Origin of the sequence: Halomonas eurihalina (assembly GCF_008274785.1) — a bacterium.
In the GTDB taxonomy this organism is placed as follows: Bacteria; Pseudomonadota; Gammaproteobacteria; order Pseudomonadales; family Halomonadaceae; genus Halomonas; species Halomonas eurihalina.
Map to the genome: position 1 here is coordinate 36,354 of NZ_VTPU01000002.1, position 12,328 is coordinate 48,681.

The following is a 12,328-nucleotide window of genomic DNA, read 5'->3' on the forward strand; positions in this document are numbered from 1 at the left end:
ACATGGTGACAGCGTTAAAGTCTATCAATCGCAACCAACATGCGCGCGGTCCCGACGGGAGCGGAATGACACTTGCCGCTTCGAGTGGCATCGGCATGGTGCGGTTACGCATGCGCGCCGAAATGGCGGAACCTGAACCGATCCCTCTGGGTAATGAGTGTTTTGCTGCCTATAACGGCGAGGTTTATTGGGACGGTGTAACCTTGCCCGAAGGCGGCATGGGTGAGGTACTGACGCTGGTTGGCGATCAGCCCGAAGCGGTTGATGGAATGTTCGCCATCGCAACGCTCGATCGTCGTCAAGACAATATTCGCCTGCAGCGCGACCGCTTCGGAATAAAACCGCTCTATAAGCGCGAAATCGAAGGGGGCGTAGCAGTTGCTTCGACGATCAGAGGGCTGATTGGGGCATTTGGCCGACCTTCTGTGCGACATGCTGCGATAGAGCAATTTTTAGCCTTTGGGCGGCCGCTCGATGGTGGTTCCTTCTTTGATGACATCTCTGAGGTTCCACGAGGAACACAGTGGGTGATGACCGGCGGGCAACTAGTTCCCGAAACCTCGCTACATGCAATGTCGGAGCCGCGCACAAGTTTTGCATCCGAGTTTGTTCTACCCAAGACGTTACGTGTGGCACTGCAATCCTCGCTACAAAGAGTGCAGCCATCGACACGGGCGATGGGACTTGCAGTCAGTGGCGGGCTCGATTCGACTATCCTTGCCGATCAACTTGCAGAGATGGGGGTCGAGGATCTGCGAACAGTCAGCATACGTGTTGCGGGCAGTAGCGACGGAATCTCAAATTTGAGCCAATTAGGTATCAAGGCAAGGGCTGCGCAAAGCTGGACTCATACCACTCGGACTGTCACCCCCGAAAGCTTCGCTCATGGAGTCGAACGCGCCGCAGCACAGATGGGAGAGCCGAGCCGAATGAGTTCAATTCCACTTTATGCAGCTCTGGCTGATTGTGCAGCTGATGCGGGAATTGTCATGCTCTTGGTCGGGGAGGGGGCCGATGAGCTGTTTATGGGCTATTCCAGCTACGCTGCCGTAACCTCGGGAAAAGCGACAGCGATCTCCGAGTTCCTAATACCATCCACGCGATGCCCATATCTAGATGCTCTCATGGGACCGGGGTTTGCAGCGCAGATGAAGACATTTGCGCATGATATCTATCCAGATATACCAGCGATGGCCCCGCTTGACCGGTTGCGCCAAATTGAGTTGGATCACAGCCTTGGCCCGCTCTTACAGCGCGCCGATCACTTGATGATGGCACGGTCGATCGAAGCGCGTACGCCTTTCCTGCATGGTTCTGTCCCCGAGCTGGCACTAGCGGTTCCTGCAGCGCGCCATATGGCGGGGGGGCAAAACAAGGCGCTGCTGCGCTCGGCTTTTCCTGAGGTGCAGAGCCGGCCCGGCCCTTGGCGTACGAAGCTTCCCTTCCGCGCCCCTATCACGGATTGGTTACGAGGGCCGTTACAAAGCTGGCTTGATGCGACACTGCGCAGTGGTGAGGAACTTTTGGTTGATCTGGGTTTACGACGCGCGGGACTGAATCTGGTGCGCGCAGATCTGGCACGGGATCGTGGTGCAGCATATGAGGTGGCTTATACATTGCTATCGTTAATCTTCTGGAAACGCTGGCTTGATGAAGGAGCGAATGATGCAGCTAGATGAGGCTCTCCTTGGGAGCGGAAATCTGCGTTGTATTGCGCCGAATCGTCTGTACAAAAAGCTGAGCGTGGCGGGAATTAGAACGGCTTCTCTGCGGTGGCAAGGAGTACAGCTTACGCTTTTGCATTCGCCCTGCCCAACTGGGGTTCCAGTGTTGCTTTTGCATGGGGTTACCTATTCTGCAGCAAGTGTATTTGATTTGGCTGTGCCTGGTTATGAGCGGGCGGATTTCTCGACGCTGCTACAGCTTACGTGGCGCGGGCTAGATACTTGGGCACTTGATTTCGCCGGTTATGGTCTGTCAGGGCCACGCCCCTACCCCGATACTGAAACTATTAACGATTATGTAGCCCAGGTCAGAGCCGCATCCATTGAAATTGAAGCCCGAACCGGAGTACTCCCAGTCTTGGTCGGATGGTCTTGGGGGGCGCAAGTAGCTAGCCGCTTCGCTGGTCACTACCCTAAAAGCTGCCCGGGACTAGTCTTCTGGAGCGGACTGTGGGGAGGTAGTGGCATGATCAATTACATGCGTGAGGTGAGGTTTCCCAAGGAGGTGCGCCGAAGAAACACGCCGACTCATGCAGCAGCAGACTTTCGTACACCCGTCGCTTATGCACCCGAAGTTCGTACGGCCTTTATCTCTCACGCCCTATCGTTGGATCCGACAAGTCCGACCACGGGCCTTCGAGAGACGGTGTTGAATATGCCGCTACACAATCCAGTGAATATAACCTGCCCGGTGCTTGCAATTCATGGAGAGCTAGATCCTGTCGTACAGATAGATGACATTACCGACTACGTGGCGGCCCTGGCTTCTCCGCACAAGTGGCATATTCGATTGCCGGGAGCCGATCACAACGCACAGTTTGGCCATGACCGAAACCGCTTGTTTGATGCTATCGCAGATTTCTGCATTACACATGGTTACAAACATGCCGCCATTTTGCCACAGGATGCAATATGACCGTACTGATTCTCAATCGTTCCGCAATGTCCTATTCAGCTTATCACGAATGGTTTGATCTGCCACCAGAAACGCCGCTTATCTATTTTAGTTCACCTGGGCGGCGTGACCTGTCCGGGCCAGAACAGGTCGCTGCAGATTGTCACTATGCCAAAATTCGTGAATATGCTGATTACGACACTTCTGATCAGTTGGAGTGCGATGTTCTTGATCTGCATGCGCATAGCCCGGTCCGGGCGATCGTGGCGATGTCTGAATGGGATCAGGTCCGGGCCGGACGACTGCGCAGATTGTTAGGTCTCTCGGGCACGGAAGAGACTACAGCCACGGCATATCGCGACAAACTAATAATGAAGGAATATCTGTCACGTGAAAGGGTACCGGTGACTGAATTTTGTACAGCCGACAACATGACAAATTTGGTTGAGTTCATTGAGAGAGTTGGCTATCCAGTGATAGTTAAGCCACGGCTGATGGCAGGGTCGGTAGGGCTTAATGTGCTGAGCAACTTCGACGATCTTTCTCGTTTCGCACAGGGCGGGTTTGGTCCAGCGATGGAAACACAACACTTACAAATGGTTGAAAAGTTAGTGAATGTCCGCACTGAATACCATATTGATGGTATCATCGTTGATGGCTCTCTGCGTTTTATTTGGCCCTCACGCTATGTAGGGGCAGTCTCCGATTTCGCATCTGACTCTCTTTTCGGAGCAATCATGTTGTCACCTGATCACCCGCAGAGAAAACCACTTTGTGCCCTTGTCGAGAGGACGATTCAAGCTTTACCTGACTTGACCACTAGTACCTTTCACGCCGAGGTCTTCGAAACAGAAGACGGACAGTTGCTGCTTAACGAGATCGGCTGCCGGACCGGAGGCTTCCGTGTCAACGATTTAATCAAAGCAGGGTTTGGACTGTGGCTGAACCGTGAATGGGCGAGACTACAGGCTGGACTTGTAGCGCATGTTGCCCCGCCTGAACTACCGAAACAGCTGGCTGGTTACCTATTATTACGCCCACGCCAAGGAATTGTGCGAGAAATTCCGTCACATTGCCCGATGCCTTGGATCTTCGATTACCGCACAGATGCGCGACCGGGCGACTGTTTTGCGGGCAACGTATCATCAACTAGCCAGTTGGCCTCAGTCGTTGTCACCGGGCAGAGTGAGTCGGATGTCGAGCAACGTTTACAAGAAGTCTATGAGTGGTTCTATGCCGCACTGCGTCTAGAACCGATAGAAGTGCCAGAAGCCAAAGGAGTATTATAATGGCTATTGTTATACTGCACCGCGCGGCACTGGCCAACGCACCCTATCACGACTGGTTGCGCAACGTTGAGGAACCGATTTATCTGATCGTCTCGGCCGCCAAGTTGAGTGCGTTCAACGAACGGATTGAAGACCTGCCTCAAGGGCGTTATGCCGCTGTCAAAGTTGTTGAGGGATACGATACTAGCGGCGAGGTGGAGCTGCTTGTACTTGATATCGCGCGTCGCGAGCCGTTACGCGCGATTCTCGCTCATGCCGAGTTCGATATCGAGCGAGCGGCACGACTGCGCGACTATTTAGGAATACCCGGACAGAAGACTGACAGCGCACTTGTCTTCCGCGACAAAATCGCAATGAAGCAGGCTGCACAGCAGGCAGGTATTCCGGTAGCTAATTTTTCCCCTCTTGAGAACGCACCGGGACTCCGCGATTTCGTTGCAGCCAATGGTCTGCCAGTGGTGATGAAGCCGCGCAATGGAGCGGGGGCATGTAACATCACTGTTCTACAAACACAGACTCAGGTTGCAGAGTTGATCCAAGAGGGGGTTTCTCCGCCACTCAATATTCGGAATAACTGGATGCTTGAAAGCTATGTGCCAGGTCAGACCTATCATGTCGATGGGCTGGTGCTGGATGGGGAAATTGTACTGAGTTGGCCGTCAATCTATACCACTCCCTCGCTTGACTATCTTGGTGCGACAGGGCAGACCAATGCTAGTCACGTGCTATCCTCTAATAATCCTCTATGTGCACGACTGAACGACTTTACAGCTCAGGTACTTACCGCTCTTCCGACTCCACGCAATACGGCTTTTCATGCAGAGTTATTTCACACTCACGACGGACAACTCGTACTGTGTGAGATCGCCAGCCGCACTGGTGGCGCGCGAATATGCGATGCAATTGCTGCCTGTTTCGGAGTGAACATCTCGGAACGTTGGGCTCAAGCAGATTGTGATCTGTTATCTGATACGAAAGTGACCCGTGGAGGAAGTGGGTTGCCCCAACCTGCGGTACTGGGTGGCTGGGCACTAATCGCACCGCGACCCGGCCGTATAGAGCAGTTGCCCAGTACTTGTCCTTTGTCTGGGGTCGTAGATTTTACTCTAAATATTGAAACCAAACAGGTTATTGGGAATCCGAAGGCCGCCACTGACAGTATCGCGAGCTGTGTCTTCCAAGCCGAAACAGAGACCGATTGTCGTGCGACGATAGAGAATTTTCGCAACTGGTTCGCACAAGAATGTCATATCTCAGAAGTGTCATGAGCAGACATTTCCGCCTCGAAGTGGCGTTCTCAGCCTTTCTAGGGTCGCGCTTTCTTTCGTTGTTAGCCGACCAAATAGCACTGCTGGCTATTCCTGTCGCGGCTTACATGATGACGGGGACGGTTGTATGGTCAGGCTTGGCCTTGGCCATACAATGGGTGCCACGGATCGTGCTGTTGCCATTCCTATCACGCGTAGTCGATCTATATCCTTTGCGAGTACAGTACCTGTTGGTCGACTCGACCCGGGCACTGCTTGCATTACTATTAGTCTTTACACCTAGCCTAGCTCTGATACTACTTGGAGCAGGGGTGTTATCACTTCTCAACGGCTATGCTTTCGTGATCCTAGAATGTACTGTAGGAACTCGGTTCAGTCGTGATGCGCTAACACGAATGCAAAGCCGATTGCAGGTAATTGAAAACCTCTCTCGAGTTTTGGGACCGGGCATTGCAGGCTTCGCATTGTCAGCAATTGGCCTACCTTTAACACTGGCGATTTGCTCTGTTCTTTTCGTTGTAGCGTATAGCCTAGGCACTATATTCTTTCCGCATGATATCGGTGAAAAAGTACAGACACAGACTGAAGGTTGGTTGCAAAATCTGCGCAGTAGCGCCCACCTATTATGGAGTGTAAGGCCGTTACGACGCCTAGCTGGCCTGACTCTAGGATTAAATTTCCTTGACGGGGTACTGACTGCGTTGATGCCTGCCCTCCTTGTCACCCGATTAGGCCAGAGCGAAACAGTGATCGGCTATCTCAACAGCGCAGGTGCACTGACGGTAATATTAGTTATGATTGTCGCGTCCAAGCTAGCTAGCGAGAAAAGGGTCAAGGTTCTTGGTCACGGAGCTCTTGCAGCCACGATAGTTGCAGTAAGTGTAGTTTCGACTGCTTCCTCGCTGACCATATTTACTTTGGCCTATATCGTTTACTTAGTCGCGAACTCTGTTTTCGTTCTCTATCTACGCACTGAGCGTGTGCGTCACATCCCAATCGAACATTTTGGACAGGTCCTCGGGGTGTTGATTGCGGTAATCCTATCGGCTATTCCATTATCTGGCCTTGCGGTGAGCCTTCTGAGCAAAGTTTGGTCTATCGATATAATCATGCTGTTCTCAGTCATGGTGGCAAGTTTCGTCTACGGATTCTCCTTCTTCAGTACACGGGTGAAAAAATGAATTCTCAGAAGAGAGGTGACCATTTTCCACTGCGACTTATTCGCGGCGGATCTTCCAAAGGAATTTTCCTGCGTGAGACTGACATTCCTTCACCAGGCCCCGAGCGTGACGCCGTCATTTTGAAGCTTTTTGGTACGCCGGATATTCGTCAAATCGACGGTTTGGGAGGCGGCGACAAGCTAACAAGTAAGCTTGCAGTCATGGGAAAGGCGCTTCGGAAAGATTGCGATGTGTCTTATTTATTCGGGCAAGTCGGCACTAAGTTTTCCGATCTTGACTGGCAGTCGAATTGTGGAAATATTAGCGCTGGCGCAGCACTATTTGCTGCCCTTGACGGATTAGGAGATCGTGACGGGGCAACAATGTCTCTTAGTATAGAGCAACGCAATACTGGGCGAAAGTTGCTCGCGAGAGTTCCCATGGCAGGGGATATACCTTCCCGTACGGGAGACTTTGAGATTGGTGGAGTTCCTGGCACCGGACCGCGAATTGATCTCGATTTTGCCGACTTTGCTGGCAGTACACTGAATCAAGGTTTGTTTCCGACAGGTGCGCGGGCTGACCTCATTACTCTGGCGAATGGCATACAACTTTCTGCCACAATCATTGATATCGCTAATCTGAGTGTAATTGTAGCAGCACGTGATTTGGCCATCGATCTATTAATGCCGATTGATGCTCTGCAAAGAGACTATGCGTTGCGCACACGTCTTGATACGATCCGCGCTGCAGTCGCCATTCGGCTGGGGATGTGCACTCAGGAAGGAGTGGCTACATTCCTTCGTCGCAGTGTTAATCCCTTCATTCATATCGTTGCACCGCCCTGCACCTATCCCAGCATCAACGGAAATGAGGTCAAGGCTGAAACGCAGGATATCTGGAGCCGTTCCTACTCACGCGCCACATTTTCTAAGGCCTTTCCCGGCTCGGGTGCGGTGGGATTGGCGGTTGCAGCGAGGCTGAAAGGCACAGTTGCCAACGATGTAGCGTGGTGCGGCGATAATCCAAGTCAGGTATGGGTAGGGCATCCTGGAGGACTCCTATCGATGGAGGTCGCAAGCACGGAAACAGTAAGAGAGGTACAGGTTTCGCGAGCAGTGCTGGGCCGAACTGCAAGGTTGCTACTAGAGGGAGTCGGTTATGCTTAATCCTCGATCAAAACTTTTACTCTCCAATTTAGTTATGACAGAAAGTTTGCATCGAGAAAGCGAATGAGCTGATGGGGAGGGAGGTGTAACTATTGTCCAGCATCAATTCAAAGCAGTTTTTTCGTGCAAAACCCGTTTTTCTAATACCGGACATTAAGCTTATGATACCTTATATGCAAAATATGTATTATAGGTGCTGAATAGCGTCGGTGAATTATGGATAGAAAGGAATGAGCGAATGATTAATAAAAGCAAAGAAGTCATGCCAGAAAGGCGAAAAGTGCTGTTGCTCGTGGGTGTTGGAGTTATGGCCGAAGGGTATTTACAGGCTGCTCAACAACGAGATCTAGATGTTGCAGTGGTCGAGACGAGCGGACGTCTTAAAGAGTTGCGTTCCAAGTTTAGCTGCATTGTTGAAGGAGAAGAGGTTAAGGCATCGGTATGCTTGGATGAAGCTTGGGTCTTGCCAGCTCTGAACTTGGCGAAACGAGTTAACCCAGCAGCTGTTCTCGGCTTTGCTGAACCCCAGATTATGAGCGCCTCAATTGTACAAGAGGAACTAGGCTTGCCCGGCCCCAGTGTGCGAGCCGCTACCGTATCACGGAATAAAGCTACTCAACGAAGTCTTTTTGAAAATGCGGGAATTGATCAACCTGAGTGGATATTGGTGGGAGGGTTAGGTGAGGCAAAAGCCTGGGCCACTTCCCGCTTTCCGGTTGTGGTGAAGCCTCTATCGCGGATGGGGAGTAGCGGCGTGGAGCGAATCGATGATGATGCCAGCTGGAAGGATGCATTATGTCGCCGTGGTACTGAGGGGCCTCTTCTCGTAGAAGAATATATAGAAGGTGACGAATTTAGTATTGAAGCACTTATATCTGAAGGGCGCATAATTTTTTCCAATATTACGAGAAAAACTACTTCAGGTGCCCCGCACTTCGTTGAGCTCGCGCATGTTGCTGGATATGCTGTTGAACAGCCGGATCTTGCACAAGACGCACTTGTGATTCTCCAGAAAGTAGTAAAAAAAATTGGCGTTCAATCTTCGATAGTTCATCTAGAGTTCAAGCGTCGCCCAAGTGGTAGAGTGGCAGTCATAGAAATAGCAGTTAGGACACCTGGTGATCATATCATGGAGCTTATTTTTCGATCATATGATTTCAATATATACGCGGCCGCACTCGATTTAGCATTTGGCAACGAATTGCAAGATGTAAAATTTATGCGCCGCGTGCAGCTGGCTGGTGTGCAGTACGTTGATTCAACTCTAACTGGAAAAATTAATAATATCAGAAATCTTGCATGGGATCAAATTCCTGGGTACGAGAGAAGCCATATAATGAAGAAAACTGGTGATTCCGTGAAGCCTGCTAGCGAAACGAGGGACCGAGTAGGATATGTGATCATCACACAGCCAACCCTGAAATCACTTGAAACTTCAATGCGCAGTGTGGTTGAGAGCTTCTTCATCTCAGTCTCGTAATAGAAATATGGCGACCAAATTTCTAAACTCAAAATATCTAAGAGCGTTTAAGTCGGCGCCGGATTTATTGAGAACCTTGGTGTAGGCTTGGAATTTCCCGTGTCTAGTGGATACTTTCAAGTTTTGGTTGGAGCTATAGTTGAGGCTGAGCTAAGGAAGTGAATTTAACCAAGTTTATATATCAGGGTTGCCTTCCTGCAACCCTGACATGTTATATTCTTGTGCAGTCTATTTTGAGGGGAGGTCACTTGAATCTTTAGCAGCTGAGTCTTCGTCCAAAAATCTCGTCACTGTGCTTAAAAAAACCAGCGCTCCTAAGTTTTCACTTAGACTTCTCATTGCATCTCCGATGGTCTTAGCTATATTGTGCGAGTCTTCTCGTTCCATGCTATTCACTTTCCCTGAATTCGACATCTCGATTAGATCATCAATGCTCTTTGCTATGGTATTAAGGTCGCGAGCGGACTGAATAACGCTCTCGCTTCCAGGAAGGCCGAATACGTGACGTGTTCTATTATACCAAGGGATTGTCCAAAGCCCTTGCATCAGTTTAGCCGCATGTTTCTTAAGAACCGTTGAGGTCTCAGCATCACAACTAACCATATTCTCTCCTCCAGCTCTCTCAAGAAATGTATTCGTTATGGATCCCATTTCTTTTTTAAGATCAGTTGCCGGCTCTATGATCATCCTCATAACCAGCTGTCCTATCAAAAAAACTGAAACACCTGTTACTATGGTGACAAATACGCTCAAATCACTCTCCTTATGTTCGCCATACTCTCCACTCACGATGCCGAGGATAGTATATAGGGATTACTTATTGGTTTCTTGCTGTATGTTTTATCTACGAGGGTGGCCTTCAGGTCGCAGCGCAAGGCCGGTTCAAGCAAGTAGTCCAGCTCATAGGTGTTGGTAACCTCTGGTGACAGCCACTTCTCGTAGGCTTCCTCGGGCAGCCACATCGGCACTGACTTTCGATGAATGTTCTCCAACGGCTTGATCCCAGGCAGTGTGATGATGGATGCGGAGTAAACGATCTCGCCTGTTACCTTGTCCGTCCATTCTTTGTAGATCCCGCCAAAGGCGATGGCTCTACCGTCCGCCGGTTCCAGGAGATGTGGGTTCTTGCCATCCTGGCTCTCGACGAAGAAAGTGGCCGGCACGATGCACCTCCTGTGCCGATACTCCGGTTTCTTCCCCACCTTGTAGTACCGCGTATTTACTGAGAAGTACCCTAAACACGACAAGAAAAAAGCCCCTCCGAAGAGGGGCTGGGGGTCAAGCGACCAGTTGCCTGGCCAACTCCATCTCGACCGACTCGCCATCACTGTTGAGCGCATCCAGGCCCGACTCGGGTATGTCCCCGGATGTACTCTGTGCCACAGCAATTTTGCTGGCCATCAGCCGCAGACAGGCGATCTGCGAGGTCTCGGCGTAGCCGAAGAACACCACGCGCACCGCCCGATGCTGTCCGATACGCCAGGACCGCCGCGCAGCTTGCTGGAGTGTGTATACGTTCCAGCCCGTCTGCATGAACGCGATCGTCGGAAAGTCGAGAAGGTCCAGTCCTGTCTTCACCAACTCGGGATTGGTGATCAGGATATCGATACCTTTCTCTACCTGGTCCGCGATCCAGTCCTCGCGACGGCTGGTGTCGATGCTCGAGCGCAGCACGGCCACTTTCAACCCTGCCTGCTCGAGGACGCGCTTCAGGCGGCTCGTCGTGTCACGCTTACCGGTATAGGTGGAGTAGACCAGGACCTTGCGGCCCTCAGCCTTCTCTGACCGACACATCGCGACCAGCTCGTCCTCCTTGGGCATCGTCGACTCGTCATCAAAGATCGACTTGGAGAAGTTGATCAAAGCCCGCGATCGCGGGTGTTTGACCGTCTCAGGCCGAAAACAGCAATCAGGCCACGCCAGAAGGACATTGAGCACCACGCCCAGCAAGGTGGTGTCCTTGTGTGCCAGCGCTTCCTTGAGCGCCTGTGTCAGCTCCCGGGAGAGCCTGTCATAGGCACGGGCCTGTTCTGACGACATCGGTACTTCCACGAACTCCTCGTCATACGGCGGCAGTACATCGCCGCCGATGTCCTGGAGCTTGAGAAACACCGTGAAGGGCAGCACATAACGCAGTATGCCCTTCGGCCCGAAGCCTGGTGCCTTGACCGTGCGCACCGACGTTTTCCGGCCCTTCGCCGTCTTGTTCCAGCACCCTCGCGCTCCGAGTAGCGATCATGCTCTTTCCACTCCACGGCATGCAGGGCGGGACGGTCGCCAACCGCCGCGCTCGCTTGAACCAGATGCCTGGCTGTTAGACCTTTGCCGCGGGGTGCGCAGCCTTATGTAACCGCTGCGTGTGCTGTGCATCCCACATGAACCCTTTCCCGCGGCGACGCATCAGTCGGCGAGTGCGAGATTTGAGTGACGTGGCTGAAATGCCACTGGAGTTCATCAATGAACAGGCGATCCTCAAATTCGAGGATGCGGTTGGTGGCGGCTGTCAGTTTTCCCAACCACCGTCGTCCAACCTCCCGGATCGCAGCTGACTCATGTCCAATCGGCCAATGCTGGACATGAGACGCAGCATCAGCTGTTCCTCGGGCATTTCCAGCGAAAAGACGAAGATTGGGGAATTGGCAAGCACAGTGTTGCCTGCCGTGGCGATCAGCGCATTCTCGACGAAGTTCATTCCCAGGGTGGTCTTGCCTTGAGAAGGCCGTCCGGCGATGACAATCAGGTCCGAGCACTGCCAACCACAGGTGAGGTTATCGAGATCCTTGTAGCCAGTGGGTGTCCCCGTAATGCCATCCTTGGCATTGAAGGCGCGATCGATCGTGTCGATCGCTGACGACAGGGCAGAGCGAATACCAGCGGACTGAGTCTGGCGATCTTCAGCCAGCTCAAACAGCTGTCGCTCGGTAGTTTCGATCAATGCCTTATTGAGTAGGTTGCCCTCCAGTGCTTGCTGGTTGAGATCACGCCCCATGCGGGAGAGCTGTCGGCGGAGCTGATGCTCGCGCACGATGTCGGCATACGCCACGATGTTGGCCGTGGTCGGTGTGTTGCGTGCGATTTCCGTCATGCAGGCCAGCCCACCTACTGGTCTCGAGCTTTCCGTCACGCTCCAGAAGCTCCGAGATCGTCACCACATCCAACGGCTGGTTCGCGTATGGCTTGGAAGATAAGGCGAAGGGAGTAGCAGTAGAACGCCTTGGCATCGATGATTTCGCAGATGTCGCCCCACTTGCTGTTGTCAAGCATCAGCGTGCCTAGGGTGGATTGTTCTGCCTCAATGTTGTGGGGAGGTACGAGCTCCATGGCTTCAACGTCGTTAGGCGCG

The 12,328-nt window shown here is 52.2% G+C and carries 12 protein-coding genes; 7 read left to right on the plus strand and 5 right to left on the minus strand.

All coding sequences use genetic code 11. The annotated features are described in order from the left end of the window. The first annotated feature begins 65 nt into the window (after positions 1-65). The 7 genes from FZZ93_RS03100 (at position 66) to FZZ93_RS03130 (ending at position 8,985) form a co-directional block, all read left to right on the plus strand. Complete coding sequence (locus FZZ93_RS03100) at positions 66-1,679, plus strand: asparagine synthase-related protein (protein WP_187774447.1); 1,614 nt, start codon at positions 66-68, stop codon at positions 1,677-1,679. Then, positions 1,666-2,640 carry an alpha/beta hydrolase gene (locus tag FZZ93_RS03105; RefSeq protein ID WP_187774448.1) on the plus strand — a complete coding sequence of 325 codons (975 nt, stop codon included), beginning with the start codon at positions 1,666-1,668 and terminating at the stop codon, positions 2,638-2,640. The genes FZZ93_RS03100 and FZZ93_RS03105 overlap by 14 nt, the downstream gene beginning before the upstream one ends. Beyond that, positions 2,637-3,908, plus strand: a complete 1,272-nt coding sequence (locus FZZ93_RS03110) for an ATP-grasp domain-containing protein (RefSeq protein ID WP_149320879.1) — start codon at positions 2,637-2,639, stop codon at positions 3,906-3,908. The genes FZZ93_RS03105 and FZZ93_RS03110 overlap by 4 nt, the downstream gene beginning before the upstream one ends. Further along, the gene (locus FZZ93_RS03115; protein WP_149320880.1) at positions 3,908-5,176 is read left to right on the plus strand and encodes an ATP-grasp domain-containing protein; all 1,269 of its coding nucleotides are present in this window, start codon (positions 3,908-3,910) and stop codon (positions 5,174-5,176) included. The genes FZZ93_RS03110 and FZZ93_RS03115 overlap by 1 nt, the downstream gene beginning before the upstream one ends. After that, entirely contained in the window at positions 5,173-6,357 is a 1,185-nt protein-coding gene (locus FZZ93_RS03120; RefSeq protein ID WP_187774449.1) for an MFS transporter, read from the plus strand. Before FZZ93_RS03115 ends, FZZ93_RS03120 begins: the two co-directional genes overlap by 4 nt. Beyond that, entirely contained in the window at positions 6,354-7,505 is a 1,152-nt protein-coding gene (locus tag FZZ93_RS03125; RefSeq protein ID WP_149320882.1) for a PrpF domain-containing protein, read from the plus strand. The genes FZZ93_RS03120 and FZZ93_RS03125 overlap by 4 nt, the downstream gene beginning before the upstream one ends. 238 nt (positions 7,506-7,743) lie before the next feature. After that, positions 7,744-8,985, plus strand: a complete 1,242-nt coding sequence (locus FZZ93_RS03130; RefSeq protein ID WP_149320883.1) for an ATP-grasp domain-containing protein — start codon at positions 7,744-7,746, stop codon at positions 8,983-8,985. A 228-nt stretch (positions 8,986-9,213) separates the two neighbouring features. On the opposite strand, the gene FZZ93_RS03135 is transcribed toward FZZ93_RS03130, so the two are convergent. From FZZ93_RS03135 to FZZ93_RS18720, 5 genes are all read right to left on the minus strand, one after another. Continuing rightward, positions 9,214-9,738, minus strand: coding sequence for a hypothetical protein (locus tag FZZ93_RS03135; RefSeq protein WP_149320884.1), 525 nt, complete (start codon positions 9,736-9,738; stop codon positions 9,214-9,216). A gap of 32 nt (positions 9,739-9,770) precedes the next feature. Continuing rightward, positions 9,771-10,325 (minus strand): SOS response-associated peptidase family protein, encoded by a 555-nt coding sequence (locus FZZ93_RS03140; RefSeq protein WP_149320885.1) that lies wholly within the window; start codon positions 10,323-10,325, stop codon positions 9,771-9,773. Continuing rightward, complete coding sequence (locus FZZ93_RS03145) at positions 10,264-11,163, minus strand: helicase-related protein (protein WP_149320886.1); 900 nt, start codon at positions 11,161-11,163, stop codon at positions 10,264-10,266. The genes FZZ93_RS03140 and FZZ93_RS03145 overlap by 62 nt, the downstream gene beginning before the upstream one ends. A gap of 325 nt (positions 11,164-11,488) precedes the next feature. Beyond that, on the minus strand, positions 11,489-12,109 hold the full coding sequence (locus FZZ93_RS03150; RefSeq protein ID WP_149320887.1) for a replicative DNA helicase: 621 nt from the start codon (positions 12,107-12,109) through the stop codon (positions 11,489-11,491). Continuing rightward, positions 12,106-12,306: a DnaB-like helicase N-terminal domain-containing protein gene (locus tag FZZ93_RS18720; RefSeq protein WP_149320888.1), complete on the minus strand. Its 201-nt coding sequence runs from the start codon at positions 12,304-12,306 to the stop codon at positions 12,106-12,108. Before FZZ93_RS18720 ends, FZZ93_RS03150 begins: the two co-directional genes overlap by 4 nt. Positions 12,307-12,328 lie beyond the last annotated feature (22 nt).